The sequence below is a fragment of the Propionivibrio sp. genome (genome assembly GCF_047602565.1).
Taxonomy (GTDB): domain Bacteria; phylum Pseudomonadota; class Gammaproteobacteria; order Burkholderiales; family Rhodocyclaceae; genus Propionivibrio.
In genome coordinates this window covers 2,878,206-2,904,325 of sequence record NZ_JASGGX010000001.1, presented here as the reverse complement: position 1 = coordinate 2,904,325, position 26,120 = coordinate 2,878,206, and the positions used below count along the sequence as shown (strand labels likewise).

At 68.0% G+C, this 26,120-nt stretch carries 25 protein-coding genes, 1 pseudogene and 1 riboswitch; of the genes and pseudogenes, 15 read left to right on the top strand and 11 right to left on the bottom strand.

Translation table 11 applies throughout. The annotated features are described in order from the left end of the window. Nucleotides 1-4 precede the first annotated feature (4 nt). Nucleotides 5-1,624, bottom strand: coding sequence for an ABC-F family ATPase (locus QM701_RS13620; protein WP_415167589.1), 1,620 nt, complete (start codon nucleotides 1,622-1,624; stop codon nucleotides 5-7). A gap of 99 nt (nucleotides 1,625-1,723) precedes the next feature. After that, nucleotides 1,724-3,046: a diguanylate cyclase domain-containing protein gene (locus QM701_RS13615; RefSeq protein ID WP_415167588.1), complete on the bottom strand. Its 1,323-nt coding sequence runs from the start codon at nucleotides 3,044-3,046 to the stop codon at nucleotides 1,724-1,726. 326 nt (nucleotides 3,047-3,372) lie between these two features. On the opposite strand from QM701_RS13615, the gene ahpC reads away from it, so the two are divergent. Together ahpC and ahpF are read left to right on the top strand one after the other, a co-directional pair. Continuing rightward, nucleotides 3,373-3,939 (top strand): alkyl hydroperoxide reductase subunit C, encoded by a 567-nt coding sequence (ahpC, locus tag QM701_RS13610; protein ID WP_415167587.1) that lies wholly within the window; start codon nucleotides 3,373-3,375, stop codon nucleotides 3,937-3,939. A 98-nt stretch (nucleotides 3,940-4,037) separates the two neighbouring features. Next, nucleotides 4,038-5,600 (top strand): alkyl hydroperoxide reductase subunit F, encoded by a 1,563-nt coding sequence (gene ahpF / locus QM701_RS13605; RefSeq protein ID WP_415167586.1) that lies wholly within the window; start codon nucleotides 4,038-4,040, stop codon nucleotides 5,598-5,600. A gap of 51 nt (nucleotides 5,601-5,651) precedes the next feature. Here the strand turns inward: ahpF and panE are convergent, their stop codons facing one another. Beyond that, the gene (gene panE / locus QM701_RS13600; RefSeq protein ID WP_415167585.1) at nucleotides 5,652-6,572 is read right to left on the bottom strand and encodes a 2-dehydropantoate 2-reductase; all 921 of its coding nucleotides are present in this window, start codon (nucleotides 6,570-6,572) and stop codon (nucleotides 5,652-5,654) included. A gap of 243 nt (nucleotides 6,573-6,815) precedes the next feature. Here panE and QM701_RS13595 point away from each other — a divergent pair, with 243 nt between their 5' ends. From QM701_RS13595 to QM701_RS13550, 10 genes and pseudogenes are all read left to right on the top strand, one after another. Then, nucleotides 6,816-8,087: an Eco57I restriction-modification methylase domain-containing protein gene (locus QM701_RS13595; RefSeq protein WP_415167584.1), complete on the top strand. Its 1,272-nt coding sequence runs from the start codon at nucleotides 6,816-6,818 to the stop codon at nucleotides 8,085-8,087. Between the two features lie 57 nt (nucleotides 8,088-8,144). Next, nucleotides 8,145-9,429: pseudogene (gshA, locus tag QM701_RS13590) on the top strand (glutamate--cysteine ligase). Nucleotides 9,430-9,431: 2 nt separating this feature from the next. Then, a complete protein-coding gene (gene gshB, locus QM701_RS13585) occupies nucleotides 9,432-10,415 on the top strand; it encodes a glutathione synthase (protein ID WP_415167583.1) in 984 nt (327 codons plus the stop codon). Continuing rightward, a complete protein-coding gene (locus QM701_RS13580) occupies nucleotides 10,412-11,473 on the top strand; it encodes an FAD:protein FMN transferase (RefSeq protein ID WP_415167582.1) in 1,062 nt (353 codons plus the stop codon). Before gshB ends, QM701_RS13580 begins: the two co-directional genes overlap by 4 nt. 96 nt (nucleotides 11,474-11,569) lie before the next feature. Next, the gene (locus QM701_RS13575; RefSeq protein ID WP_415167581.1) at nucleotides 11,570-11,839 is read left to right on the top strand and encodes an HPr family phosphocarrier protein; all 270 of its coding nucleotides are present in this window, start codon (nucleotides 11,570-11,572) and stop codon (nucleotides 11,837-11,839) included. A 7-nt stretch (nucleotides 11,840-11,846) separates the two neighbouring features. Then, nucleotides 11,847-13,598 (top strand): phosphoenolpyruvate--protein phosphotransferase, encoded by a 1,752-nt coding sequence (gene ptsP, locus QM701_RS13570; RefSeq protein WP_415167580.1) that lies wholly within the window; start codon nucleotides 11,847-11,849, stop codon nucleotides 13,596-13,598. A 106-nt stretch (nucleotides 13,599-13,704) separates the two neighbouring features. Continuing rightward, a riboswitch (SAM riboswitch) is annotated at nucleotides 13,705-13,783 on the top strand. Nucleotides 13,784-13,825: 42 nt separating this feature from the next. Further along, the gene (gene metX / locus QM701_RS13565; protein ID WP_415167579.1) at nucleotides 13,826-14,953 is read left to right on the top strand and encodes a homoserine O-succinyltransferase MetX; all 1,128 of its coding nucleotides are present in this window, start codon (nucleotides 13,826-13,828) and stop codon (nucleotides 14,951-14,953) included. Continuing rightward, nucleotides 14,950-15,558, top strand: a complete 609-nt coding sequence (gene metW, locus QM701_RS13560; protein ID WP_415167578.1) for a methionine biosynthesis protein MetW — start codon at nucleotides 14,950-14,952, stop codon at nucleotides 15,556-15,558. Before metX ends, metW begins: the two co-directional genes overlap by 4 nt. Before the next feature lie 4 nt (nucleotides 15,559-15,562). Continuing rightward, nucleotides 15,563-17,071: an AmpG family muropeptide MFS transporter gene (locus QM701_RS13555; RefSeq protein WP_415167577.1), complete on the top strand. Its 1,509-nt coding sequence runs from the start codon at nucleotides 15,563-15,565 to the stop codon at nucleotides 17,069-17,071. After that, entirely contained in the window at nucleotides 17,068-17,802 is a 735-nt protein-coding gene (locus QM701_RS13550) for a uracil-DNA glycosylase family protein (RefSeq protein WP_415167576.1), read from the top strand. The genes QM701_RS13555 and QM701_RS13550 overlap by 4 nt, the downstream gene beginning before the upstream one ends. A 37-nt stretch (nucleotides 17,803-17,839) precedes the next feature. Here QM701_RS13550 and QM701_RS13545 read toward each other — a convergent pair whose 3' ends face one another. The 4 genes from QM701_RS13545 to QM701_RS13530 form a co-directional block, all read right to left on the bottom strand. Beyond that, nucleotides 17,840-18,157, bottom strand: a complete 318-nt coding sequence (locus tag QM701_RS13545) for a YqjK family protein (RefSeq protein WP_415167575.1) — start codon at nucleotides 18,155-18,157, stop codon at nucleotides 17,840-17,842. Continuing rightward, nucleotides 18,138-18,548, bottom strand: a complete 411-nt coding sequence (locus tag QM701_RS13540) for a phage holin family protein (protein WP_415167574.1) — start codon at nucleotides 18,546-18,548, stop codon at nucleotides 18,138-18,140. Before QM701_RS13540 ends, QM701_RS13545 begins: the two co-directional genes overlap by 20 nt. 10 nt (nucleotides 18,549-18,558) lie before the next feature. Then, nucleotides 18,559-18,879 (bottom strand): DUF883 family protein, encoded by a 321-nt coding sequence (locus tag QM701_RS13535; RefSeq protein ID WP_415167573.1) that lies wholly within the window; start codon nucleotides 18,877-18,879, stop codon nucleotides 18,559-18,561. A 90-nt stretch (nucleotides 18,880-18,969) separates the two neighbouring features. Next, nucleotides 18,970-19,785 (bottom strand): exodeoxyribonuclease III, encoded by an 816-nt coding sequence (locus QM701_RS13530; protein ID WP_415167572.1) that lies wholly within the window; start codon nucleotides 19,783-19,785, stop codon nucleotides 18,970-18,972. 55 nt (nucleotides 19,786-19,840) lie between these two features. Between QM701_RS13530 and pyrE the strand changes: the two genes are divergently transcribed. Together pyrE and QM701_RS13520 are read left to right on the top strand one after the other, a co-directional pair. Next, nucleotides 19,841-20,488 carry an orotate phosphoribosyltransferase gene (gene pyrE / locus QM701_RS13525; protein ID WP_415167571.1) on the top strand — a complete coding sequence of 216 codons (648 nt, stop codon included), beginning with the start codon at nucleotides 19,841-19,843 and terminating at the stop codon, nucleotides 20,486-20,488. Next, a complete protein-coding gene (locus QM701_RS13520; protein ID WP_415167570.1) occupies nucleotides 20,472-21,119 on the top strand; it encodes a hypothetical protein in 648 nt (215 codons plus the stop codon). The genes pyrE and QM701_RS13520 overlap by 17 nt, the downstream gene beginning before the upstream one ends. A gap of 15 nt (nucleotides 21,120-21,134) precedes the next feature. On the opposite strand, the gene gatB is transcribed toward QM701_RS13520, so the two are convergent. The 4 genes from gatB to gatC form a co-directional block, all read right to left on the bottom strand. Beyond that, entirely contained in the window at nucleotides 21,135-22,589 is a 1,455-nt protein-coding gene (gene gatB / locus QM701_RS13515; protein WP_415167569.1) for an Asp-tRNA(Asn)/Glu-tRNA(Gln) amidotransferase subunit GatB, read from the bottom strand. A 19-nt stretch (nucleotides 22,590-22,608) separates the two neighbouring features. After that, entirely contained in the window at nucleotides 22,609-23,157 is a 549-nt protein-coding gene (locus tag QM701_RS13510; protein WP_415167568.1) for a hypothetical protein, read from the bottom strand. Between the two features lie 6 nt (nucleotides 23,158-23,163). Further along, complete coding sequence (gatA, locus tag QM701_RS13505) at nucleotides 23,164-24,618, bottom strand: Asp-tRNA(Asn)/Glu-tRNA(Gln) amidotransferase subunit GatA (protein ID WP_415167567.1); 1,455 nt, start codon at nucleotides 24,616-24,618, stop codon at nucleotides 23,164-23,166. A gap of 61 nt (nucleotides 24,619-24,679) precedes the next feature. After that, nucleotides 24,680-24,967, bottom strand: a complete 288-nt coding sequence (gatC, locus tag QM701_RS13500) for an Asp-tRNA(Asn)/Glu-tRNA(Gln) amidotransferase subunit GatC (protein ID WP_415167566.1) — start codon at nucleotides 24,965-24,967, stop codon at nucleotides 24,680-24,682. 102 nt (nucleotides 24,968-25,069) lie between these two features. Here gatC and QM701_RS13495 point away from each other — a divergent pair, with 102 nt between their 5' ends. Further along, nucleotides 25,070-26,113 (top strand): rod shape-determining protein, encoded by a 1,044-nt coding sequence (locus QM701_RS13495; protein WP_415167565.1) that lies wholly within the window; start codon nucleotides 25,070-25,072, stop codon nucleotides 26,111-26,113. Nucleotides 26,114-26,120 lie beyond the last annotated feature (7 nt).

The following is a 26,120-nucleotide window of genomic DNA, read 5'->3' as shown; positions in this document are numbered from 1 at the left end:
GCGCCTACTCGATGCCCTGGCTGGCGAGGTAGTCCTCGTAGTTGCCGGGGTAGTCGACGAACGTGCCGTCGCCGCGCAGCTCCAGGATGCGCGTCGCCAGCGAGGAGACGAACTCGCGGTCGTGCGAGACGAAGACCAGCGTGCCCTTGTACTTCTCCAGCGCGGTGTTCAGCGACTCGATCGATTCCATGTCGAGGTGGTTGGTCGGCTCGTCCATCACCAGCACGTTGGGCCTCTGCAGCATCAGCTTGCCGAAGATCATGCGGCCCTGCTCGCCGCCGGAGATCACCTTGACCGGCTTCTTCACCTCGTCGCCGGAGAACAGCAGGCGGCCGAGCGTGCCGCGGATCAGCGTTTCCAGGTCCTCTCCGTCGGCGGCGTTGGCGCGGGCGTACCCGGCGACCCAGTCGGTCAGGGCGAGGTCGCTCTTGAAGTCGTCGGCGTGGTCCTGCGCGTAGTAGCCGAAGCGCGCCTTCTCGGCCCAGCGGATCTCGCCGCGCTGCGGCGCGAGGTCGCCGACCAGCAGTTTCAGGAAGGTCGATTTGCCGACGCCGTTCTCGCCGATCACCGCCAGCCGCTCACCCGCGCCGAGCGCCAGGCTGAAGCCGTCGAAGAGCTTCCGTCCGCCGGCGTAGCCGAACGACAGCCCCTCGATCTCGACGGCCTGGCGGTGCAGCTTTTCCTTTTCGTCGTACTCGAAGCGTATCCACGGATACTGGCGCGACGACGGCTTGACGTCCTCCGGCTTCAGCTTGTCGATCAGCTTCATCCGGCTGGTCGCCTGCCGGGCCTTGGACTTGTTGGCCGAGAAGCGGCGCACGAAGTCCTGCAGCTCGGCGATGCGCTCCTTGGCGCGCTCGTTGGCCGTCTTCTGCTGCTGCCGCGCCAGCGACGAGGCTTCCATGAAATCGTCGTAGTTGCCGGGATAGACGGTGATCGTGCCGTAGTCCAGGTCGGCCATGTGCGTGCACACCTGGTTCAGGAAGTGGCGGTCGTGCGAGATGATGATCATCGTGCTGTTGCGCTCGTTGAGCACGTTTTCCAGCCAGCGGATGGTGGCGATGTCGAGGTTGTTGGTCGGCTCGTCGAGCAACAGGATGTCGGGATCGGCGAACAGCGCCTGCGCCAGCAGCACGCGCAGCTTCCAGCCGGGCGCGACTTCGCTCATCGGCCCGGCATGCTTGTCCGACGGGATGCCGACGCCGAGCAGCAGTTCGCCGGCGCGCGCCTCGGCCGTGTAGCCGCCGTACTCGGCGAAGCGGTGCTCCAGCTCGGCGGCGTGCAGGTAATCCTCCTCGCTCGCCTCCGGGTCGGCGTAGATGGCGTCCTTCTCCTGCATGCACGCCCACATCTCGCGGTGGCCCATCAGCACCACGTCGAGCACGCGCCGGTCCTCGTAGGCGAACTGATCCTGGCGCAGGTAGGCCATGCGCTCGTGCGCGTCCCGGGAGATGTTGCCGGCGCTCGGCTCCAGTTCGCCGGCGACGATCTTCATGAAGGTCGACTTGCCGCAGCCGTTGGCCCCGATCAGGCCGTAGCGAAATCCTTCGCCGAATTTGACGGAAACGTTCTCGAAGAGGGGCTTGGCCCCGAACTGCATGGTGATGTTGGCGGCGACGAGCACTCGAAAACCTCGGAAGTCGTTGATTCGAAAAGGCGCGCATTGTACCCGACGAATGCGCCCGCGTCCGGGCCGGGGAAACCCGGAACGAAGGCGTCCGGCTCAGGCGCGGCCCGCGCGCTGTTTCTCTGCGAACATGCGCTGGTCGGCAAGTTCCAGCAGGCCGGCCGCCGTCTTCGCCTCGCCCGGATAGAAGGCCGTCCCGATCGACGCCGTGACGCCGAGCGTGACGCCGTCCACCTCGAACGGCCGGGCGATGCGGCGGCGCAGGCGCTGGATCAGTTGCCCGACGCGGGCTTCGCCCGCCTCGTCGATGATCACCGCGAACTCGTCGCCGGCCCAGCGGGCGACGGTGTCGCCGATGCGCACTTCGTCGCGGATGCGCGCCGCCACCTTGCTCAGCACCGCGTCGCCGAACTTGTGCCCGTGCCGGTCGTTGATCCGCTTGAAGCCGTCCAGGTCGAGAAAGACGATGGCCATCTGCGCGGCGCCGCCCCTGGCCTTGCGGCGGATGGCCTGGGCCAGCCGGTCGTCGAACAGGCGGCGGTTGGGCAATCCCGTCAGGCTGTCCAGGCCGGCGTGCCGCGCCAGTTCGCTGCGCTGGCGCAGCACCGTATGCACGCCGGCCGCCGCCAGCGCGGCGAGCAGCCAGCCGGCGACGCGCAGGCCCCAGGCCGACGCCTTGTCCGGCCGTCCCGCGGCACGGACGGCATAGTCCCATTTCCCGCTCGGCATCGCGGCTTCGACCCGGACGGACGACGGGTCGGCAAACAGCTCGGCGCGCCCGAACAGCAATCCCCCGGCCGGACCGGCGAGTTCGTTGCCGCGAACGGCGAACTCGAAGCGTCCCGGTTCGAGTTCGCCGAGCACGGCGCGTTCGAAGGAACGCATGTCGATGACGGTCGACACCAGCCCCAGGTAGCGGCCTTCCGCGCGCACCGGGATGCGGTAGATCAGCGCGGTGCCGCCCTGCATCAGCCGCACCGGACCGGTCAGCACGCCCTGGCCGGATTCGATCGCCTTCTTCACCGCCGGCCACTGCTCCGCGTTCTCGCGGTAGTCCTGGTTCAGCGCGCCCTCGTTGCCCTCCAGCGGGTAGATGTAGGCGATCCGATAGCCGAGCCCGATCGCCAGGTTGCGGACATGGCGGCCGAAGCCGTAGACCTCCTGCAGGATGCGCTCGACGTCCAGCGCGTCGATGCGGTCGTGGCGCGCCACCAGATAACCGACGATGCCGCTGCCCAGATACAGCGCCGGATTGAGCTCGCGCTCCACCCGGGCGCGCAGTTCCGAGGCAAAGGCCAGCGCCGCGGCGTGCCGCTGCGAAGCTTGCTCGGCCTCGCGCAGGCGGAAGACCGTTTCGCCCGACAGCAGCACGATGGCGAACACCAGCGCGGTGACGCACCAGGCGAAACGGACGCTCATCGAACGTTCGCGCCACGAACGCCCGGCAGCGTATTTCCCGAGGGAACCGTGTTTCCCGAAGAATGTCGAATCGCTTTTCACGTCGCCTGCCCGCCCTTGCTGGATATCATTCGCCGCCACCGGAAAATGCCCGCCGCCGGTGGGATAATGACCGCGCTTGCCTCCGGCATGATACGCCGACGGGCGTTCGATACGGACGTCGCCGGCGCTACATAATAGCTTTAAGCTATCAAAGATATAGTCACAATCAATTTTCCAAATACAAGAATTATATCTATCATTCATCCCCATACCATTTCTTCAACCGCTCACAAGGAGTCAAAACGATGAAATCCCTGATCAACAGCGAGGTTCTTCCGTTCAACGCCACCGCTTTCCACAACGGCAAGTTCGTTCAGGTGTCCGACGCCGATCTGCGCGGCAAGTGGTCCGTGGTCTTCTTCTATCCGGCCGACTTCACTTTCGTGTGCCCGACCGAACTGGCCGACCTCGCCGACAACTACGCCGAGTTCAAGAAGCTGGGCGTCGAGATCTACAGCGTCTCGACCGACACGCACTTCACGCACAAGGCCTGGCACGACACGTCCGAAGCGATCAAGAAGATCCAGTACGTGATGATCGGCGACCCGACCGGCACGATCAGCCGCAACTTCGGCGTGATGATCGAGGAAGTCGGCCTGGCCGATCGCGGCACCTTCGTGATCGATCCGCAGGGCAAGGTCCAGATCATCGAAATCAACGCCGGCGGCGTCGGCCGCGATGCGTCCGAACTGCTGCGCAAGGTCAAGGCCGCCCAGTACGTCGCCTCGCACCCGGGCGAAGTCTGCCCGGCCAAGTGGAAGGAAGGCGAAGCCACGCTGGCCCCCTCGCTCGACCTCGTCGGCAAGATCTAAGGAAACAGCCTCGATTCACGAGGCGTACCGACTGACGCGGCGAAGGAAACAAGCCACTTCGCCGCGTCGGCATTTCTACGCCTCCACGGGAGAACGCAATGCTTGACGCAGCCATAAAAACACAACTGAAGTCCTATCTCGAACGCCTGCAGCAGCCGATCGAACTCGTCGCCTCGCTCGACGACGGCGCCAAATCGAACGAACTGCATGCGATGCTGGACGATATCGCCGGATTGTCGGACAAGGTCCAGATCCGCCTCGACGGCCAGGACGCCCGTCGTCCGTCATTCTCCGTCGGCCGCCCCGGCGAGGAACTCGCGCGCATCCGCTTCGCGGGCATCCCGCTGGGCCATGAATTCACCTCGCTGGTGCTGGCGCTGCTGCAGACCGGCGGGTATCCGCCGAAGATCGAAGCCGCGGTCGCCGAGCAGATCCGCGCGCTGTCCGGGACGTTCCGCTTCGAAACCTTCGTTTCGCTGTCCTGCCACAACTGCCCCGACGTCATCCAGGCGCTCAACCTGATGGCCGTGCTCAATCCCGGCATCGCCAGCACGATGATCGACGGCGCGCTGTTCCAGAAGGAGGTCGAGGAACGCCAGATCATGGCCGTGCCGACGGTCTTCCTGAACGGCCAGCCCTTCGGGCAGGGCCGCATGACCATCGAGGAGATCGTCGCCAAGCTCGACACCGGCGCGGCGGCGCGCGAAGCCGAGAAGATCTCGGCCAAGGCGGCGTTCGACGTGCTCGTCGTCGGCGGCGGCCCGGCGGGCGCGGCGGCGGCCATCTACGCGGCGCGCAAGGGCGTACGCACCGGCATCGTCGCCGAGCGCTTCGGCGGCCAGGTGCTCGACACGCTGGCCATCGAGAACTTCATCTCGGTCAAGGAAACCGAAGGCCCGCGCCTCGCCGCCGGGCTGGAACAGCACGTGCGCGAATACGACGTGGACATCATGAACCTGCAGCGCGCGGAAAGCCTCGCCGCCAGCCCCGACGGCCTGACCGAGGTGCGCCTGGCGAGCGGCGCGACGCTCAAGAGCAAGGCGGTGATCCTGTCCACCGGCGCGCGCTGGCGCAACATGAACGTGCCGGGCGAGCAGGAGTACAAGGCGCGCGGCGTGGCCTACTGCCCGCACTGCGACGGCCCGCTGTTCAAGGGCAAGCGCGTGGCGGTGATCGGCGGCGGCAACTCCGGCGTGGAAGCGGCGATCGACCTCGCCGGCATCGTCGCGCACGTGACCCTGCTCGAATTCGACCCGATCCTGCGGGCCGATGCCGTGCTGCAGAAGAAGCTGCGCAGCATGCCCAACGTGACCATCCTCACGCAGGCGCAGACGACCGAAGTGACCGGCGACGGCGAGAAGGTCAACGGCCTCGTCTACAAGGACCGCGCCAGCGGCGAGACGCACCGCGTCGAACTGGAAGGCATCTTCGTGCAGATCGGCCTGCTGCCCAACTCGGAGTGGCTGAAGGGCACGCTCAAGCTTTCCCCGCGCGGCGAGATCGAGGTCGACAGCCGCGGCCAGACGTCGATGGAAGGCGTCTTCGCCGCCGGCGACTGCACCACGGTGCCGTTCAAGCAGATCGTCATCGCCATGGGCGAAGGCGCGAAGGCCTCGCTCGCCGCCTTCGACTACCTGATCCGCTCCTCGGCGCCGGAGTGATTCCGGGCCGGTTCGCCGCGGCGCCAGGCCGGCGCCGCGGCGGTCGGCCGATCAGGCCTCGCGGCGCCGCTCGTACGCCTGCAGATGCGAATAGGCCAGGCCCAGCCGGGGCGCCGGGACCTTTCCGGCATTCGCCCAGTTGATCATGTCGCCGAGGATGTGCCCGGCCTCGGTCGGCCGGCCGGTTTCCACGTCGCGCAGCATCGAGGCGACCAGCGGCGACGTGCGGTTGGTCAGCATGTTGCGGTAGACCGCGAGCTGCGCCTCGGACAACCCGTGGCCGTTGGCCTCGGCGATCGCCGCGCACTCGCCGAGCAGGCCGCTGACGTAGCTCTCGCCCTCCAGCGTCATCATGATGGTGCCCACGCTGGCGCGCATCAGGCAGGTCGCCCCGGCCAGGGTGGCCAGGAAGACGATCTTGTCCCACATCGCCTGCACGATATCGCCGGACAGCACGAAATCGAACCCCGCCCCGGCCAGCACCTTGGACAGCGTTTCGAGTTCCGGCGGCGGCGTGCCGCCGAGGGCGCCGATGGTCAGGCCATGCAGCTTGTTCAGATGCCGGATGCCGCCGTCCGACTCCAGCCCCGCCGAGATCAGCGCCACGCCACCGAGCACGCGCTCGCCGCCGAAACGCGCGATCAGCGTGTCGATGTGGCGCACGCCGTTGAGCAGCGGCACGACGAGCGTCCGCTCGCCGACCGCCGGGGCGATCGCCTCCATCGCGGAATCGAGATCGAAGGCCTTGCAGGACAGGATGATGGCGTCGAACGCCTCGGCCAACTCGTCGCGGGTGACGACCGCGGGCGCGATCTGCAGATCGCCGAACGCGCTGGACACGTGCAAGCCCTGCCGGCGCATCTGCGCCGCCCGCGCCGGCCGCACGAGAAAAGTGACGTCGCCGCCCGCGGCATGGATTCTCGCCCCGAAATAACCGCCGATGGCTCCGGCTCCCAATATCAGTATGCGCATTTTTCGTCTCCCGGATCGTCTCCGGTCTGCCGCTGGAGCCTGGAACCTTGCGGACCGCCTTCCCGCTCCGGCAGCGTACCGGTCGCTTTGTCTAACCGCCGCCTGAAAAACCCACGAACCGCCGCCATGCATCGCGGCCGGGGCCACCGTGCCCGCCGCTTCCCGTCATCCCGCGGCGCGGCTACAGCCCCTGAAGGCAGTATATACTCCGGCGACCGGGTTTTCGCGCTCCGCCGTCCAGCCATGCCAGTTGCCGCCACCGCTCCGCCCAGCGAATACGAAATAGCCACCCTGGGCCAGATCTTCACGCCGCCGGCGATCGTCAACTGCATGCTGGCGCTCGTGCGCAACCGGGGGCGCGTGCTCGAACCGGCCTGCGGCGACGGCGCCTTCCTGAGGCACTTTCCCGGCGCGCTGGGCATCGAGATCGATCCGCGCCACGCGCCGCCGGGCGCCGAGGTGATGAACTTCTTCGAACTGCCGGACGACGAGCGCTTCGCCACGATCATCGGCAACCCGCCCTACGTGCGTTACCAGGACATCTCGCCCGGCACGCGGCGCCTGGCGCGCGGCTCGGTGCTCGACGGGCGCGCCAACCTGTACCTGTTCTTCGTCGAAAAATGCCTGCGCCACCTCGCACCGGGCGGCGAGCTGATCTTCATCACCCCGCGCGACCTGCTCAAGGCCACCTCGGCCGTGCCGCTCAACCGGCTGCTGCACGCCGCGGGGACGATCACCGATTTCATCGACCTGGGCGACACGCACCTGTTCGACGACGCCACGCCGAATTGCGCGATCTGGCGCTTCGAGCGGGGCGACCTGTCGCGCCACGCCCGCTACGCGGCGCTCGGCCAGGGCGAAGGGGCGGACGGGCTGCAGCAGCCGCGCTGGGAACGGCGGCGCTTCGTCGAGGCAGGCGGGCACCTGCTGTTCACCCGCCACGAGTACCCGCTGCACCTGTCGGACATCGCCTTCGTCAAGGTCGGCGCCGTTTCCGGCGCGGACGAGATCTACACCAGCGAGACGCGCGGCAACCGCGACTTCATCTGCTCGACGACCCTGACGGACGGAAAGACCCGGCGCATGATCTGGTGCGAACCCGGCGATCCGCCGCCGGCGCCGCTGGAGCCGCACAAGGACCGGCTGATCGCCCGCCGCATCCGCCGCTACGACGAGACGAACTGGTGGCAATGGGGCCGCGGCTACTACCAGTCGGACCTGCCGAGGGTGTACGTCAACGGCAAGACCCGGCGCCCGGAGCCCTTTTTCGTGCACGACTGCCCGCACTACGACGGCTCGGTGCTGGCGATTTTCCCCAAAAACCCCACGATAGACACGCGCGCGCTGGCGTCCGCCCTCAATCGGGTAGACTGGGAGGATCTCGGTTTCGTCTGCGACGGCCGCTTCCTGTTCACCCAGCGCAGCCTAGAACAAACGCCGCTGCCCGGAGTCTTCCGTTCTTTCCTGCCGGAAAGCGCGAAGTCCTGGTGGGACAAGCTGAAAGAGCTGGTCTGACGGCCGGAACACCGGGGCGGCCGTTTCCCGCCGCCCCGGCATGATTGGAGAACGAAGATGGTCCCACACCTGACGACGGCCCTGAACGGCCCGCTGCTCGAACTCGAACGCAAATTCCTCGACGCCACGCCGGACATCGAGCGCTGGCTGCGCGGCAAGTGGCAGGAGCACACGCCGCCGTTCTACGGCTCGGTGGACCTGCGCAACGCCGGCTTCAAGCTGGCGCCGGTGGACATGAACCTGTTCCCCGGCGGCTTCAACAACCTCAATCCGGCCTTCCTGCCGCTGTGCGTGCAGGCCGCGATGACGGCGATCGACAAGATCTGTCCGATGGCCAAGAGCCTGCTGCTGATCCCGGAGAACCACACGCGCAACACCTTCTACCTGCAGAACGTCGCGCAGCTGGTGACCATCCTGCGCATGACGGGCCTGAACGTGCGCGTCGGCTCGCTGCTGCCGGAAATCGACCAGCCGACGCCGATCGACCTGCCCAACGGCACCTCGCTGCTGCTCGAACCGCTGGTGCGCACCCGCTACCGGCTGGGCCTCGCCGACTTCGATCCCTGCGCGATCCTGCTCAACAACGACCTGAGCGCGGGCGTGCCGGACATCCTGCAGAACCTCAACGAGCAGTTCGTCCTGCCGCCGCTGCACGCCGGCTGGGCGGTGCGCCGCAAGTCCAATCACTTCGCCGCCTACGACGAAGTGGCCGAGGAGTTCGCCCAACTCGTCGGCATCGACCCATGGCAGATCAACCCGTATTTCGGCGTCTGCGGCAGCGTCAATTTCCACGACCGGCAGGGCGAGGACTGCCTGGCCGCCAACGTCAACGCGGTGCTCGCCAAGATGCGCGGGAAATACCGGGAATACGGCATCGAGGAAACGCCCTACGTGGTGGTCAAGGCCGACGCCGGTACCTACGGCATGGGCGTGATGACGGTCAAGGACGCCTCCGAGGTGGTCGGGCTGAACCGCCGGCAGCGCAACAAGATGTCGGTGATCAAGGAAGGCATGAGTGTCACCCAGGTGATCATCCAGGAAGGCGTGCATACGCGCGAGCGCGTCGGCGACGGCGTCGCCGAGCCGGTGGTTCTACATGATCGACCGCTACGTCGTGGGCGGCTTCTACCGGGTGCATGCCGAACGCGGCAAGGACGAGAATCTCAACGCGCCGGGCATGCATTTCGAGCCGCTGGCGTTCGAGACCAGCTGTTGCCTGCCGGATCTTTGCCAGACGCCGGACGCCCCGCCGAACCGCTTCTACGCCTACGGCGTGGTCGCCCGGCTGGCGCTGCTCGCCGCGTCGCTCGAACTGGAACGGACCGAACCCAAGGAGGAGTGACCATGCGCATCGCCTTCATCGTCGACCCGCTCGATGTGCTCAAACCCTACAAGGATTCCAGCGTCGCCATGATGCGCGCGGCGCAGGCGGCGGGACATTCGGTCTTCGCCGTCCAGCAGCCCTCGCTGCACTGGACGACGCAGCACGGCGTCTGCGCGGAGGCCGTGCATCTGGTCCTGCTCGAAACCGACAGCGAATGGTACGTGGAAAGCGAAAGCACGATCGGGCCGCTGCGCGATTTCGACGCGGTGATCATGCGCAAGGACCCGCCGTTCGACATGGAGTACGTCACCAGCACCTGGCTGCTCGAACGCGCCGAGGCCGAAGGCGCGCGCATCTTCAATAGCCCGCGCGCGCTGCGCGACCACTCGGAGAAGTTCGCCATCGCCGAATTCGCCCAGTTCACCGTGCCGACGCTGGTCGCGCGCGACGCGGCCCGGCTCGGCGAGTTCATCGGCACGCACCGCGACGTGGTGCTGAAGCCGCTCGACGGCATGGGCGGCAGCCAAGTCTTCCGCGTGCGCGAGGACGACCCCAACCGCAACGTGATCATCGAGACGCTGACGCGCGACGGCGGGCGCACGATCATGGCCCAGCGCTTCATCCCGGAAATCGCCAGCGGCGACAAGCGCATCCTGATCGTCGGCGGCGAGGTCGTTCCCCATTGCCTGGCGCGCATCCCGATGGCCGGCGAGACGCGTGGCAACCTGGCGGCCGGCGGGCGCGGCGAGGCGCGGCCGCTGACCTTCCGCGACCGGGAGATCGCCGAGACGCTGGCGCCGGTGTTCGCCGAGCGGGGGCTGCTGTTCGTCGGCATCGACGTGATCGGCGACTGGCTGACCGAGATCAACGTCACCAGCCCGACCTGCATGGTCGAGATCCACCAGCAGACCGGCTTCGACGCCGCCGCCCTGTTCATCGAGGCGGTCGAGGCCGCCTGCGGCGGCGCGCCGCAGGGCGGAGCGGCCGTTCCCGAGCCGTCGTGAGACGCGCGGCCGCCGCTTTTCCGCTCCTCATCCCGGCGCTGCTCGCGCTCTTCCTCGCCGCCTGCGGCCGGCCCGCGCCGCACCGCCAGGAATCCTTCGTCTTCGGTACCCGCGTCGAGATCCTGGTGGCCGGCGTTGACGAGGCGCGGGCGCGCCCGGCCGCGGCGGCCGTCCTGCGCGAGTTCGACCGTCTGCATCGCACTTATCACGCCTGGCGTCCTTCCGAGCTGAGCGGCCTCAACGACGCGCTGGCCGCCGGAAAAACGCTGGACGTCACCCCCGAAATGGCCGCGCTGCTGGCCGACGCCAAGCGGCTGTCCGTGCTCGGCGATGGCCTGTTCGATCCCGGCATCGGCCGGCTGATCGCCGCCTGGGGCTTCCAGTCCGACGAATTCCAGGCCGCCCTGCCCGACCCCGCGTTCCTGGCCGACTGGCGCGCGCACCGCGCCGGCATCGCCGACCTCCTGATCGACGGACAGCGCGTCGGCAGCCGCTCGCGCCGCGTCGCCATCGACCTCGGCGGCTACCTGAAAGGCTACGCGTTGGACCGCGCCGCGGCGATCCTGCGCGAGCACGGCGTCCACGACGCGCTGATCAACATCGGCGGCAACATCCTGGCCCTCGGCAGCAAGAACGGCGAGCCGTGGAGCGTCGGCATCCAGCATCCGCGCCGGCCGGAGCCGCTGGCCACGCTGCAACTGCACGACGGCGAGGCGATCGGCACGTCCGGCGACTACCAGCGTTTCTTCGAACTCGACGGCAAACGCTACTGCCACCTGCTCGACCCGCGCAGCGGCGAACCGGCGGCGCACACCCAGGCGCTGACCGTGCTGATCCCGCCGCAAGCCGGCGCCGGCACGCTCTCCGACGCGGCCACCAAGCCGCTGTTCATCGCCGGCGGCCGCTGGCCCGAACTGGCCGGAAAGCTCGGCGTCGACCGGGTGCTGCGGGTGGACGCCGCCGGCAACGTGGCGGTCAGCCCGAGAATGCGCGCGCGTCTCGAATTCGCCGCCGGCATCCCGCAACCGGAGGAAGTTCCGCTGCCGGCCGCGCAATAGCCCCGCGAAGGCTTCCGAATCGACCGGAATCCCTTAGAATGAGGGTTCTCGCCCGATACCGCCGGGATAACGACCACCGCTCGACAGGACTCCCCAATGGCACGCGCTGAAACGGAAATCATCAACAAGCTGGGCCTGCATGCCCGCGCCTCGGCCAAGCTGACCCAACTGGCCGGCAGCTTCGAATCGGATATCTGGATGGAACGGAATTCCCGCCGGATCAACGCCAAGAGCATCATGGGCGTGATGATGCTGGCGGCCGGCAAGGGCTCCAAGGTGGTGATCGAGACCACCGGCGAGGACGAGCAAGAAGCCCTGGACGCCCTTCTCAAACTCATCGCGGACAAGTTCGGTGAAGGAGAGTAGGCACACCATGAGCTTCACCCTGCACGGGCTGCCCGTCTCGGGCGGCATCGCCATCGGCCAGGCGCACCTCATCTCGCAGGCGACGCTGGAGGTTTCGCACCTGGTCATCGCCCCGCGCATGGTGGAAAAGGAAGTGGCCCGCTTCGAGGCGGCCATGGCCCGCGTGCGGGCCGAGTTCGACGCGATGAAGAACAGCCTGGAGAAGTCGCCGGCCGACATGCGCGCGTTCATCGACCTGCACCGCATGATCCTCGACGATCCCGAGCTGTCGGAAGTGCCCAAGCAGATCATCCGCGAGCGGCGCTGCAACGCCGAGTGGGCCATCGTGCAGCAGATGGAACTGCTGGTCGAGCAGTTCGAGCGGATCGACGATCCCTACCTGCGCGAACGCAGCTACGACGTGCGCCAGGCCGTCGAGCGCGTGGTGCGCGAGCTGAGCGGGCACCCCGACCATGCGGGTGGCGGCCGGCTCAAGGGCATCAAGGGCGAGCACCTGATCGTCGTCGCGCACGACCTCTCGCCGGCGGACGTGATGGCGTTCCGGGACCAGGACTTCGCCTCGTTCGTCACCGACGTCGGCGGCGCCACCTCGCACACGGCGATCCTGGCGCGCGGCATGGGCATTCCCGCCGTGCTCGGCCTGCACAACGCGCGGCAGCTGATCCGCGACCGGGAAACCCTGATCGTCGACGGCACGCGGGGCGTGGTCATCGTCAATCCGGACCGGCGCATCCTCGAAGAGTACGAGCTGAGAAAGACGCAGCACGAACTGGAGCGCTCCAAGCTCAAGCTGCTCAAGACGGCGCGCGCGACGACGCTGGACAAGGTCAAGATCGACCTGCTGGCGAACATCGAGGGCCCGGACGACGTCGAGGACGTCCTCGACTCCGGCGCGGACGGCGTCGGCCTGTTCCGCACCGAGTTCATCTTCCTCGGCCGCGGCGACATGCCCAGCGAGGACGAGCAGTTCGAGGCCTACCGCAAGACGGTCAAGGGCATGGAAGGGCGTCCGATCGTCATCCGCACCTTCGACCTGGGCAACGACAAGGAACTGCATGTCGAGGAAGCCCCCGGCGACCGCCGGCGCGAGAATCCGGCGCTCGGCCTGCGCTCGGTGCGCCTGTCGCTGGCCGAGCCGAAGGTCTTCCTGGCCCAGCTGCGCGCCATCCTGCGCGCCTCGCGCTACGGCAAGGTGAGAATCCTGGTGCCGATGTTCTCGCACGCCTTCCAGGTGGACCAGACCCTGGCCCTGCTCGAACAGGCCAAGTCCAGCCTGCGCGGCGAAAAGGTCCCGTTCGACGAGAAGATCGAGATCGGCGGCATGATCGAGGTGCCGGCCGCGGCGCTGGCCGTCGGGTTGTTCCTGCGGCGGCTCGATTTCCTGTCGATCGGCACCAACGACCTGATCCAGTACACCCTGGCGATCGACCGCGCCGACGAGCAGGTGGCCAATCTCTACGATCCGCTGCACCCGGCCGTGCTGATGCTGCTGTCGCACGTCATCGGCAGCGCCGAGAAAGCCGGCGTGCCGGTATCGATGTGCGGCGAGATGGCCGGCGACCCGAACTTCACCCGCCTGCTGCTCGGCCTGGGCCTGCGCCAGTTCTCGATGTTTCCGGCGCAGATTCCGGCGGTCAAGCAGCGCATCAAGCAAAGCGACATTGCCGAAATCGAGCCGGTCGTGCGCCGCATCGTGCGCCTGGAGGAATCGGCCAAGATCGAGGAGCAGGTCGAGCGGCTCAACGCCTGGCGGCAGTAGCCGCTGGCTCCTCCCCCTTCAAGGGGGAGGTCGGGAGGGGGATGGGGTAATAAGGGAAGGGCGAGACGCCCCGGTCATTTGACATTTGCCGTACCGGGCGGTAACTTCCGCCGACAGCGCCGATTTGAACGATCAGCTTGCGGGCGCTCAACAAATACGGCTAAAGCGGCGTCGCCCAGTCCGCCCTGTACAGCCGGCTGGGCTTTGTTTTTTTGATGCGGAACGTCATGTCACTCGAGAATTCCGTCGGCACCGTTGCCCCGCAACGCTTCTGCCACAACGCACCGATAGCGCTCAAGGGCGGCGGCCGGCTGCCGTCGTTCGAACTCGTCTTCGAAACCTACGGCACGCTCAACGCCGCGCGCTCGAACGCCGTGCTGGTCTGCCACGCACTGTCCGGCAGCCACCACGTCGCCGGCGTCTACGCCGGCACGCCGAACAGCCTCGGCTGGTGGGACAACCTGGTCGGACCGGGCAAGCCGCTCGATACGCGCAAGTTCTTCGTCGTCGGGGTCAACAACCTCGGCGGCTGCTACGGCTCGACCGGGCCGCTGTCGCCGAACCCGGAGACGGGCAGGCGCTACGGCGCCGATTTCCCGCTGGTCACCGTCGAGGACTGGGTGCTCGCCCAGTCCCGGCTGGCCGACCACCTCGGCATCGACACCTGGGCGGCGGTGATCGGCGGCAGCCTCGGCGGCATGCAGGCCATCGAATGGTCGCTGCAGTTCCCCGAGCGCATCCGCCACGCCGTGGCCATCGCCTCGGCGCCCAAGCTGTCGGCACAGAACATCGCCTTCAACGAGGTGGCCCGCCAGGCCATCCTCTCCGATCCGGATTTCCACGGCGGGCATTACGCCGAGCACGGCGTGGTGCCGACGCGCGGCCTGCGCCTGGCGCGCATGGTCGGCCACATCACCTACCTGTCCGACGACCAGATGAACGAGAAATTCGGGCGGGAACTGCGCAACGGCGCGCGCAGCTTCAGCTACGGCATCGACTTCCAGATCGAATCCTACCTGCGCCACCAGGGCGACAAGTTCGCCGGCTTCTTCGACGCCAACACCTACCTGCTGACCACCAAGGCGCTGGACTACTTCGATCCGGCCTACGCCTGCGGCGGCGACCTGGCCGCCGCGCTGGCGCCGGCCCGGGCGAACTTCCTGGTCGCCAGTTTCACCACCGACTGGCGCTTCTCGCCGGCCCGCTCGCGCGAGATCGTCTTCGCCCTGATGCGCAACCGGCACCGCGTGGCCTACGCCGAGATCGACTGCGACGCCGGCCACGATTCGTTCCTGCTCGACGACGCGCACTATCACGCGGTGCTGCGCGCCTATCTGGAGAACATCAAGGTATGAGCCCGCTGACCCCCAAGGAGCGCGAACGCTTCGACTTCGCCGTGATCGCCGGCTGGATTCCCGCCGGCAGGCACGTGCTCGACCTCGGCTGCGGCGACGGCCGGCTGCTGCGCTATCTCGCCGAGACCAAATCGATCAGCGGCTACGGCGTGGAAATCGACCACGAGAGCGTGCTCGGCTGCATCCGCAACGGCGTGGACGTGATCCAGATCGACATCGAGGGCGGCCTCTCCGGCTTCGAGGACGGCGCCTTCAGCCACGCCATCATCTCGCAGGCGCTGCAGACGATGCACAGCACCGAGCGCATCCTCGGCGAAATGCTGCGCGTGGCCGACGAGGCCATCGTCAGTTTTCCCAACTTCGCCTACCGGGTGAACCGCGAGGCGATCGCCGCCGGGCACATGCCGGTTTCCGAGGACCTGCCCTACGAGTGGTACGACACGCCGAACGTGCGCTTCTTCACCATCGTCGACTTCGAGGCGCTGTGCGCCAAGCTCGGCATCGCCATCCGCGAGCGCCTGGCCTTCGACGTTTACGGCCAGCCGGTCGCCGACGACCCCAACCTGAACGGCAGCCTGGCCTTCTACCGGCTCGGCCGGCCTTAACCGGATGCCGGATCTCGGGCGCAGCCATCGCCTCGCGGCGATACTTCTGCTGGGCTTCGCCTCCGGCCTGCCGCTGGCGCTGACCGGGCAGGCGATGCAGGCCTGGCTGGCAACCGACGGCGTGGACTTCGCCACCATCGGCTTCTTCGGCCTGGTCGGCGTGCCCTACACCTTCAAGTTCCTGTGGGCGCCGCTGATGGACCGCTTCGAGCCGCCCTGGCTCGGCCGCCGGCGCGGCTGGCTGGTGCTTACGCAGGGCGCGCTGGCGCTGATCCTGTTCATGCTTTCCGGCCTCTCGCCGCACGAGCGGCCGCTGCTCTTCGCCCAATGGGCCGTGCTGCTGGCCTTCCTCTCGGCCTCGCAGGACGTGGTGGTTGACGCCTACCGCGCCGACGTGCTGGCCGACAAGGCCGAGCACGGCCTGGGCGCGTCGCTGCACGTCTTCGGCTACCGCATGGCGATGATCGTCTCGGGCGGCGTTGCCCTGATCTGGGCCGACCAGTGGCGCTCGTGGCCACGGGTTTACGCGCTGATGGGCATGCTCATGGCCGCCTCGGCGGTGCTCTCGCTGTGCGTGCTGCCGCCGGTGCGCGGCGCGTCGCGGCCGCTGTCGTCCAGCGCCGGCGGCGAGCTGAAAGGCTTCGCGGCCATGCTGGCCGGCGTCTTCGCCGGGTATTTCCTGGCCCGCAACGCGCTGCGCCTGGTCGGGCTGGACCCGGACAGCGCCAACCACTGGGTCCAGCTGCTCTTCGTCATGGCCGAGATCGCCGCCGCCCTGCCGCTGGCCTGGTGGTTCGCCCGGCTGGCCCGTTTCGAGACGCTCAACGCCTCGCTCGCCGCCTACTTCGCGCAGCCCGGCGCCGCCCTGTTCCTGCTGCTGATCGTCCTCTACAAGCTCGGCGACGCCTTCGCCGGCAGCCTGACCACCGCCTTCCTGCTCAAGGGGCTGGCCTTCTCGCAGGCCGAGGTCGGCATCGCCAACAAGATCATCGGCATCTGGCTGACCATCGTCGGCGCCCTGGTCGGCGGCGCGCTGATGCTGCGCCTGCGCCTGTACCGCGCGCTGCTGCTGTTCGGCATCCTGCAGCTGGCGTCGAATTTCGGCTTCTACCTGATCGCCGTGCTCGGCAAGGGCGCCTGGGGCAGCATCGCCGTGCCGCCGTTCGACTGGGTCGTCGTCTCCCTGCGCGACGCCGCCTCGCTCGACTTCCTGCTGCTCGCCGTGGTCGCCGGCGAGAACATCACCGGCGGCATGGGCACCGTGGCGCTGGTCGCCCTGCTGATGGCGCTGTGCAACAGCCGCTTCACGGCCACGCACTATGCGCTGCTCTCGGCGCTGGCCGCGGTCGGGCGCATCTACGTCAGCCCGGTCGCCGGAGTGCTCACCGAGACCATCGGCTGGCCGGCGTTCTACCTCTTCTCGATCGCCGTGGCCGTGCCCGGCGTGGTCATGGTCCGCCGGATGCGCGCGCCGCTGCTGGCGCTCGCCGGCGAGCAAAGGATGCAGACATGAAACCCACCCAAACGGATACCGTCTCCGTCCTCGTCGCGGCGGCGCGGAAACTTTCGCTGGCGGTCGGACGGATGGAATTCTCGCCGCCCGTGACCCACGTTTACAATCCGCTGGACTACGCCTGGGCGCCGCACGAACAGTATCTGCGGCGTTTCGGCGGCGGCCGCAAACGGATCGTCTTTCTCGGCATGAACCCCGGCCCGTTCGGCATGGTGCAATGCGGCATCCCGTTCGGCGAGATCGCCGCGGCGCGCGACTGGCTGGGCATCGACGCGCCGGTCGGCAAGCCGGCGCGCGAGAATCCCAAGCGGCCGGTCGAAGGCTTCGGCTGCCCGCGCTCCGAAGTGAGCGGCAGGCGCCTGTGGGGCCTGTTCCAGGAACGCTTCGGCAGCGCGGAGGCCTTCTTCGCCGAGCACTTCGTCGCCAACTACTGCCCGCTGGCGTTCTTCGACGGCGGGCGCAACCTCACGCCCGACAAGCTGCCGGCCCGCGAAGCCGGGCCGCTCTACGCCGCCTGCGACGCGCATCTGCGCGCATTGGTCGCGGCGCTGGAACCGGAGTGGATCGTCGGCGTCGGCGGCTTCGCCGAGGCGCGCGCCGCCGAGGCGCTGCGGGGAACGGCAACGCGCATCGGCAGGGTGCTGCACCCCAGCCCGGCCAGTCCGGCCGCCAACCGCGGCTGGGCCGAAGCCGCGACCCGGCAGCTGGTCGCTCAAGGCATCTGGGACTGATCGGGGAAACCGCGGCCAGCCGCGTTTCCCCGCACGCTCAACGCGAACGGCCGCTCAGGTTGAGCAGCGTGCTCTGCAGCACGCGCCAGGATTTCCACAGCGAAAAGGCCCGTGCGCCCCAGCGCAGCGCCGCCTTGCCCTTGAAGAGCATGAACGCGCCGGCGACCGCCGAGGCGGCCAGCGCATGGCGGCGCAGGTAGTTGACGCCGGCCCGGACGCCGGCGACGGCGACGTCGATCTTGCCCAGCGCCGCCGCCAGCGGTGCGAAATCGCGGCGCAGCGCGTCGCGCTGGCCGGCGATGCGCTCGAGCAGCCGGCCGCGCTGCAGCAGCAGATCATCGAGCCGGCGGTTCATGGCCGGCCATCGCCTTCAACTGATGCAGGTCCTGCTCCAACTCGGCCATGCTGGCGGCGAAAATCCGGTCGGGACGGCGGGCCCGCCGCCTGAACTGCCCCAGCAGGACGCCGCCGGCCACGAAAAACGCCAGCGTGCAGACGGCCAGCACCACCACCCGCTGCTCCCAGAACGACGCCACCAGCAAGGCGACGGCCAGGATGACGCCGACGCCGAAGCAGAACGCCATGGCCAGGGCCGTGAGCATCAGCTGGATGGCGCGCAGCTTCTCGATCTCGATTTCGTTCGAGAGCAGTTCCAGGCGCGTCTTACCGCTCGCCAGCAGGGTGGCGGCGATGCTTTTCAAGGCGGAGAGCAGGCCGGCCGACGCTCCGCCTTCTGTTTCTCCCATGCCGGACCGCTCAGCGGCGGCCGATGATGATGCCGAGCAACAGCCCGACACCGGCCGCGATGCCGACGGCCCGCCACGGGTTGTCGTTCACGTAGTCGTCGGTGGCGCGCGCGGCGGCCTTGGTCCGGTTGACCAGCATGTCCTCGGCATCGGCGATGCGCACCTTGGCGTCGCGCAGCCGTTCGGCGATGCGCTCGCGCAGTTCACCGATCTTGTCGCCGGCGACGCCGGTCGTCGCGCGCAGGATTTCTTCGGCGTCCGACACCACGACCTTCATGTCGGAAACGAGTTTTTCTTTGCTGTTGCTGGGGAAATCGGTCACGTCGGACATGGCATACCTCTTCGTTTTTTGCGGGGTTGGCACGACGAGGAACGCAAAATGCGTTCCTCGCGTTCAGGGTATCCAATTTGCAGCCCTGAATCAATGACAAGAGCCGGCCGGCATGGACGATCGCTCGTCGTGCCAGTCGTAGTCGATGCTCAGCGGCGCGTGATCGCTGAAGCGCTGCTGCTTGTAGACCGCGGCTGCGATCGCCGAGGCGGCCAGGGCGGGCGTCGCCAGCTGGTAATCGAGCCGCCAGCCGACGTTCTTGGCCCAGGCCCGCCCGCGGTTCGACCACCACGTGTAACACGCCTCCGTCGCTTCCGGATGCAGGCGGCGATAGACGTCGGTCCAGCCGGCCTCGGCCAGGACGCGCCCGATCCAGGCGCGCTCCTCGGGCAGGAAACCCGAGTTCTTCTGGTTCGATCGCCAGTTCTTCAGGTCGATTTCCTGATGCGCGATGTTCCAGTCGGCGCAGATCACGATTTCCCGGCCGCATTGCGCCAAGTTGACGAGATGCGGATAGAAGACGTCGAGGAAGCGGAACTTGGCTTCCTGGCGCTCGGGCGAGCTGGAGCCCGACGGCACGTAGAGGGAAATCACCGACAGCCTGCCGAAGTCGGCGCGCAGGTAGCGCCCCTCGGCGTCGAACTCGGCGTTGCCGATGCCCTCCACGACGGCGTCGGGCTGGCGCCGGCACCACAGGCCGACGCCGGCGTAGCCTTTTTTCGCGGCGCAATGGTAGTAGGCGTGGAATCCTGCCGGCGCCCGCATCTCCGGCGAGAGGTCGCAGGCCTGCGCCTTGAGCTCCTGCAGGCAGATGACGTCGGCGCCCTGCCCGGCGGCCCAGGCGGAAAAACCCTTGCTCCATGCCGAACGGATTCCGTTGAGGTTTGCGGTAATGATGCGTAACATATCGGCGGCGCGGCCGATCACGGCCGCGATCATCAAAAAAAGAGGCAGTTTAGCAATGGATTTTCGCCAGGAGTTCATCGAATTCGCCCTCGCGCAGAACGTCTTGCGATTCGGTGAATTCAAAACCAAGGCCGGACGGCTTTCCCCCTACTTTTTCAACGCCGGGCTGTTCAACGACGGCCGGGCGCTCGACCGCCTCTCGCAGTTCTACGCCCAGGCCATCCTGGCCAGCGGCATCGCCGTCGACGTGCTCTACGGCCCGGCCTACAAGGGCATTCCGCTGGTCTCGGTGACCGCCCTGTCGCTGGCGCGCGCCGGCCGCAACCTGCCGTTCGCCTTCAACCGCAAGGAGGCCAAGGATCACGGCGAGGGCGGCAACATCATCGGCACGGCGCTGGCCGGGCGCGTGCTGATCGTGGACGACGTGATCTCGGCCGGCACCTCGGTGCGCGAATCGGTAGAGATCATCCGCGCCGCCGGCGCCGTGCCCTGCGGCGTGGTCATCGCGCTCGACCGCATGGAACGCGGCACCGGCGCGTTGTCGGCCGTACAGGAAGTCGAGCAGGACTACGGCCTGCCGGTCGTTTCCGTGGCCACGCTGGACGACCTGATGGCGTTCCTCAAGCAGCGCCCCGACTTCGCGGAGCACGAAGCGGCCGTGGCGCGCTACCGGCAGGAATACGGCGTTGCGCGGACGCGCTGAACCGTTCGTCCTCGCGGGCGTCCTGCTGCTGCTCGCCGCACCGGCCGGCGCGGCGCCGGCCGCGGGAGGCGGGAAGTTCTATTGCTGCGCCGACCCCACCGGCAAGTACGTCTGCGGGGACATCCTGCCCCAGGCCTGCTACGGACGCGCCTATCGCGAGCTGGGCGCGGACGGGCGCACCGTGCGCGAGATCGAGGCGCCGCTGACCCCAGAGCAGCGCGCGCGCCGGGCCGCCGAGGAGGAAGAGCGCCGGCAGGACGCGATCCGGCAGAAGGAGCAGCAGCGCAAGGACCAGGCGCTGCTCGACACCTACATCAGCCTCGACGACATCGAGGTGCTGCGCAAGCGCGCGCTCGACGAGGCGCGCCAGTCCATCCGCAACGCCGAGATCCGCATCGCCGAGATCAAGGGCCTGCGCAAGAAATTCGAGGACGAGGCCGAGTTCTACAAGAAGAAGGCCATGCCGCCCGAGATCCAGAAGGGGCTGGCCGACACCGAGTTCGAGATCAAGGCGCAGGAGTCGATCATCGAGGCCAAACGCAAGGACATGGTGACGCTCCAGGCCAAGTACGACGACGACCGCAAGCGTTTCCTCGACCTGCAGCGCCGCAAGGCGGGCAAGCCGCAATAGCGGCCCGCCGCTCCCCTACGCCAGTTTCGCCAGCTTCTCGCGCAGCAGCGCGTTGACCTGCTGCGGGTTGGCCTTGCCCTTGGTCGCCTTCATCGCCTGGCCGACCAGCGCGTTGAACGCCTTTTCCTTGCCGGCCCTGAATTCGGCGACCATCGCCGGGTTGGCGGCCAGCACCGCGTCGATCAACGCTTCGATGGCGCCGGCGTCGGTGATCTGCCGGAGCCCCTGCTTTTCGATGATCTCGTCGGCGGAGCGGCCCTCGCCGTTCCACAGCGCGTCGAACACCTTCTTGGCGATGTTGTTGGACAGGGTGTTGTCGGCAATACGCGCGACCAGGCCGCCGAGCTGCGCCGCCGTGACCGGCGAGTCGGCGAGTTCGCGGCCTTCCTTGTTGAGCCGCGCCGCGAGGTCGACCATCACCCAGTTGGCGCACGGCTTGGCCGCGTTGCGGCCGGCCGCGGCGACGGCGGCCTCGAAGTAGCCGGCCACCTCCAGCGACGCGGTCAGCGTCGTCGCGTCGTAGTCCGACAGGCCGAATTCGTCGATGAAGCGCCGCTTCCTGGCCGCCGGCAGCTCGGGCAGCGCCGCGCGCGCGCGCTCGACCCACGCGCGGTCGATGATCAGCGGCAGCAGGTCGGGATCGGGGAAGTAGCGGTAGTCGTGCGCGTCCTCCTTCGAGCGCATCGCGCGCGTCTCCCCGGTGCCGGGGTCGAACAGCACGGTCGCCTGCTCGATGCGCCCGCCGTCCTCGATATGCGCGATCTGCCACTGCACCTCGTAGTCGATGGCCTGCTGCAGGAAGCGGAAGGAGTTGAGGTTCTTGATCTCGCGCCGCGTGCCGAATTCCTGCTGGCCGACGGGGCGCACCGAGACGTTGGCGTCGCAGCGGAAGGAGCCTTCCTGCATGTTGCCGTCGCAGATGCCGATCCAGCGCACCAGCGCGTGCAGCGCCTTGGCGTAGGCCACGGCCTCGGCCGACGAGCGCATGTCCGGCTCGGTGACGATTTCGAGCAGCGGCGTGCCGGCGCGGTTGAGGTCGATGCCCGACTTGCCGTGGAAGTCCTCATGCAGCGACTTGCCGGCATCTTCCTCCAGATGCGCGCGCGTCAGGCGCACCGTCTTTTCCGCCGCGCCGTCGCCCAAGGAAATCGCCAGCTGGCCGCCGACCACCACCGGCAGTTCGTACTGGCTGATCTGGTAGCCCTTGGGAAGATCGGGGTAGAAGTAGTTCTTGCGGGCGAACACCGATTTCGGCGCCACCTCGCCGCCGACCGCCAGGCCGAAGCGGATCGCGCATTCGACGGCGCCGCGGTTGAGCACCGGCAGGACGCCGGGCAGCGCCAGGTTGACCGCGTTGGCCTGCGCGTTCGGCTCGGCGCCGAAGGCCGTCGAGCTGCCGGAGAAAATCTTCGAGCGCGTCAAGAGCTGCGCGTGCGTCTCGATGCCGATCACCACTTCCCATTGTTTCATCGCTTGTCATCCATCCGTATCACGCGCAGCGGCCGCTGCGCCTGTCGATCAGAATCGGCCACAGGTAGCTGAACGCATCGCCGCTGCAGCGCGCCTGGCAGCCGTTGAAGGCCACCGTGACGCCTCTTTCCTGCTCCCACATGCGCACCGTGCAGGCGCTGTCCCGGTCGCTCAGCACCACGTTGGGCATGCGCGCGGTCTGCGCGAAGTTCTTCATGTCGAAGCGGCACAGGCCCTGGCGCGGGATCGCCACTTCCGCGACGAAGCGCTTGACCTCGGCCTTCGCCACCTGCAGGTCCAGGCTGCCGCGCCCGCCCTGCACGTCCTTGAAGCTGCAGCGGGTGCGCACGTCGAGCTCCTTGTCCGGGATCGGCTTGAGCTTGCGCCCGGCCAAGTGCTTGAGCGGCTGCGATTCGATCCGCTCCTGGCTCTTTTCCTGACGCCGCGCCTGTTCGCCGGCGGGCTTCGTTTCGGCTGCCGCCGCCTTGTCCGGCGCGGCGGGCGGCGGCGCCTGCGTGGCGCAGGACGCCAGCAGCAGGACCGGCACGAACAGCGCGGCGGGCTTCACGAACGCTCAGTCCAGCCCGGCCGGACGCCGCAGATGCCAGTCCGTGGCCTGCTGGTAGCGGTGCGCCGCGTTGAGCAGCCGCGCCTCGCTGAAATAGCCGCCGATCAGCTGCAGTCCGACCGGCAGGCCGTCGGCGAAGCCGGCGGGCACGGCCATGCCGGGCAGGCCGGCGAGGTTGACGGCGATGGTGTAAATGTCCGAGAGGTACATCTGCACCGGGTCGGACGCTTTTTCACCGAGGCGGAAGGCGGTGCTCGGGCTGGTCGGGCCCATGATCACGTCGCACTGCTCGAAGGCGGCGGCGAAGTCCTCGGCGATCAGCCGCCGGATGCGCTGCGCCTGCAGGTAGTAGGCATCGTAGTAGCCGTGCGAGAGCACGTAGGTGCCGATCAGGATGCGCCGCTTGACCTCGTCGCCGAAGCCCTGCGCGCGCGTCCTGGCGTACATGTCGTTGAGATCGGCATACGCCGGCGCGCGGTAGCCGTAGCGCACGCCGTCGTAGCGCGACAGGTTCGAGCTGGCCTCCGCCGGGGCGATCACGTAGTACGCCGGCACCGCCAGCTTCATGTTCGGCAGGCCGACCTCGACGGTCTCCGCCCCGAGCTTGCGGTATTCGGCGAGCGCGTCCTCGACGCAGCGCATCACGCCGGCGTCGCAGCCGTCGCCGAAGAACTCGCGCGGCAGGCCGATCCTCAGGCCGGCCAGGGGCTTTTCGAGGTCGCGCGCGTAATCCTCGGCCGGGCGGTCGAGGCTGGTCGAGTCGCGCGCGTCGAAACCGGCCATGACGTTGAGCAGCAGGGCGCAATCCTCGGCCGAGCGCGCCAGCGGCCCGCCCTGGTCGAGCGACGAGGCGTAGGCGATCATGCCGTAGCGGGAAACCACGCCGTAGGTCGGCTTCAGGCCGGTCAGGTTGCACATCGCGGCGGGCTGGCGGATCGAACCGCCGGTGTCCGTGCCGGTGGCCGCCGGCGCGAGCCCGGCGGCGACGGCGGCGGCCGAGCCGCCCGAGGAACCGCCGGGCACGCGCCCGGTGTCCCACGGATTGCGCACCGGGCCGAAATGCGAGGTTTCGTTCGACGAGCCCATGGCGAACTCGTCCATGTTGGTCTTGCCGAGGATGACCGCGCCGGCGGCGTTGCAGCGTTCGATCACCGCGGCGTCGTAGGGGCTGACGAAGTTGCCGAGCATGCGCGAGCCGCAGGTGGTCGGCCAGCCCTCGGCGCAGAAGATGTCCTTCTGGGCCAGCGGGATGCCGGTCAGCGGCCCGGCCTGGCCCTCCGCGCGGCGGGCGTCGGCGGCCCGGGCCTGCGCCAGGGTCTTCTCCGGGTCGACGGTGATGTAGGCGTTGATCCGCGGGTCGAGCCTTGCGATGCGGTCGAGGTACAGCCGCGCCAGTTCGACCGACGAGATTTCCCCGGCCGCCAGGGCCTGCGATAGTTGCTTGAGCGTTTTGTCGATCATGGTCCGTCGGAGGATGGCGGCCCGGCAGGACGCCGCGCCCGCGCTCCTCCCTCCTTGCGTGTTATTCGATCACCTTCGGCACCAGGTAGAGGCCGGCTTCGGTTTCAGGCGCCACGGCCTGGTAGGCCTCGCGCCGGTTCGTTTCGGTGACTGCGTCGTCGCGCAGGCGCTGCGCCAGATCCTGCGCGTGCGCCATCGGCTCGACGCCGCGCGTGTCGACGGCCTGCATTTTTTCGATCAGGGAAAATATTCCATTCAGGTGGCCGAGGGTGCTTTCCGCCTCGGCGTCGCTGATTTCGATCCGGGCGAGTTGGGCGATGCGCCGGACTTGTTCCAAAGAGAGCGACATGGTCGACAAATCAACAGGATGTAAAATCGGGAAGCCTTATAAGGTATCATAAACGCTTTGCTCTCCGCAGCCGCCCGCAGACTTTTCCACGGATAGACACGCATGTTCAGTTTTCTGCGCAGTTACTTCTCCAACGACCTGGCCATCGACCTCGGCACCGCCAACACGCTGATCTACGTGCGCGGACGCGGCATCGTCCTGGACGAGCCTTCGGTCGTCGCCATCCGCATGGAGGGCGGCCCCAACGCCCGCAAGACGATCCAGGCCGTCGGCCAGAGCGCCAAGGAAATGCTCGGCAAGGCGCCGGGCGCCATCACCGTGATCCGCCCGATGAAGGACGGCGTCATCGCCGACTTCACAGTCACCGAACAGATGTTGAAGCAGTTCATCCGCAAGGTGCACGATTCGCGCCTGCTCTCGCCGAGCCCGCGCATCATCATCTGCGTGCCGTCCGGCTCGACGCAGGTCGAGCGCCGCGCGATCCGCGAATCGGCGATCGGCGCCGGCGCCAGCCAGGTGTTCCTGATCGAGGAGCCGATGGCGGCGGCGATCGGCGCCGGCCTGCCGGTGTCCGAGCCGACCGGCTCGATGGTCGTCGACATCGGCGGCGGCACCACCGAGGTCGGCGTCATCTCGCTCGGCGGCATGGTCTATTCCGGCTCGGTGCGCGTCGGCGGCGACAAGCTCGACGAGGCGATCATCAACTACATCAGCCGCAACTACGGCATGCTGATCGGCGAGAACACCGCCGAAGGCATCAAGAAGAACATCGGCTCGGCCTTCCCCGGCGCCGAGGTGCGCGAGATGGAGGTCTCGGGCATCAACAAGGCCGAGGGCATCCCGCGCAAGTTCACGATTTCCTCCAACGAAATCCTCGAAGCCCTGACCGAGCCGCTGAACAGCATCGTCTCGGCGGTCAAGTCCGCGCTGGAAAAGACGCCGCCCGAACTGGGCGCCGACATCGCCGACAAGGGCATGGTGCTGACCGGCGGCGGCGCGCTGCTGCGCGACCTCGACCGCCTGCTGATGGAGGAAACCGGCCTGCCGGTGATCGTCGCCGAGGAGCCGCTGACCTGCGTGGCGCGCGGCTGCGGCATGGCGCTCGAACGCATGGACAAGCTGGGCAGCATCTTCGCGTCCGACTAGCCGGCCG

Excerpts from the sequence above, each read along its gene's own strand:
- QM701_RS13615 (WP_415167588.1), bottom strand. The coding sequence starts at position 3,046 with ATGAGCGTCCGTTTCGCCTGGTGCGTCACCGCGCTGGTGTTCGCCATC.
- ahpC (WP_415167587.1), top strand. The coding sequence starts at position 3,373 with ATGAAATCCCTGATCAACAGCGAGGTTCTTCCGTTCAACGCCACCGCT.
- ahpF (WP_415167586.1), top strand. The coding sequence starts at position 4,038 with ATGCTTGACGCAGCCATAAAAACACAACTGAAGTCCTATCTCGAACGC.
- panE (WP_415167585.1), bottom strand. The coding sequence starts at position 6,572 with ATGCGCATACTGATATTGGGAGCCGGAGCCATCGGCGGTTATTTCGGG.
- QM701_RS13595 (WP_415167584.1), top strand. The coding sequence starts at position 6,816 with ATGCCAGTTGCCGCCACCGCTCCGCCCAGCGAATACGAAATAGCCACC.
- gshB (WP_415167583.1), top strand. The coding sequence starts at position 9,432 with ATGCGCATCGCCTTCATCGTCGACCCGCTCGATGTGCTCAAACCCTAC.
- QM701_RS13575 (WP_415167581.1), top strand. The coding sequence starts at position 11,570 with ATGGCACGCGCTGAAACGGAAATCATCAACAAGCTGGGCCTGCATGCC.
- ptsP (WP_415167580.1), top strand. The coding sequence starts at position 11,847 with ATGAGCTTCACCCTGCACGGGCTGCCCGTCTCGGGCGGCATCGCCATC.
- metX (WP_415167579.1), top strand. The coding sequence starts at position 13,826 with ATGTCACTCGAGAATTCCGTCGGCACCGTTGCCCCGCAACGCTTCTGC.
- metW (WP_415167578.1), top strand. The coding sequence starts at position 14,950 with ATGAGCCCGCTGACCCCCAAGGAGCGCGAACGCTTCGACTTCGCCGTG.
- QM701_RS13555 (WP_415167577.1), top strand. The coding sequence starts at position 15,563 with ATGCCGGATCTCGGGCGCAGCCATCGCCTCGCGGCGATACTTCTGCTG.
- QM701_RS13550 (WP_415167576.1), top strand. The coding sequence starts at position 17,068 with ATGAAACCCACCCAAACGGATACCGTCTCCGTCCTCGTCGCGGCGGCG.
- QM701_RS13545 (WP_415167575.1), bottom strand. The coding sequence starts at position 18,157 with ATGAACCGCCGGCTCGATGATCTGCTGCTGCAGCGCGGCCGGCTGCTC.
- QM701_RS13540 (WP_415167574.1), bottom strand. The coding sequence starts at position 18,548 with ATGGGAGAAACAGAAGGCGGAGCGTCGGCCGGCCTGCTCTCCGCCTTG.
- QM701_RS13535 (WP_415167573.1), bottom strand. The coding sequence starts at position 18,879 with ATGTCCGACGTGACCGATTTCCCCAGCAACAGCAAAGAAAAACTCGTT.
- QM701_RS13530 (WP_415167572.1), bottom strand. The coding sequence starts at position 19,785 with ATGTTACGCATCATTACCGCAAACCTCAACGGAATCCGTTCGGCATGG.
- pyrE (WP_415167571.1), top strand. The coding sequence starts at position 19,841 with ATGGATTTTCGCCAGGAGTTCATCGAATTCGCCCTCGCGCAGAACGTC.
- gatB (WP_415167569.1), bottom strand. The coding sequence starts at position 22,589 with ATGAAACAATGGGAAGTGGTGATCGGCATCGAGACGCACGCGCAGCTC.
- gatA (WP_415167567.1), bottom strand. The coding sequence starts at position 24,618 with ATGATCGACAAAACGCTCAAGCAACTATCGCAGGCCCTGGCGGCCGGG.
- gatC (WP_415167566.1), bottom strand. The coding sequence starts at position 24,967 with ATGTCGCTCTCTTTGGAACAAGTCCGGCGCATCGCCCAACTCGCCCGG.
- QM701_RS13495 (WP_415167565.1), top strand. The coding sequence starts at position 25,070 with ATGTTCAGTTTTCTGCGCAGTTACTTCTCCAACGACCTGGCCATCGAC.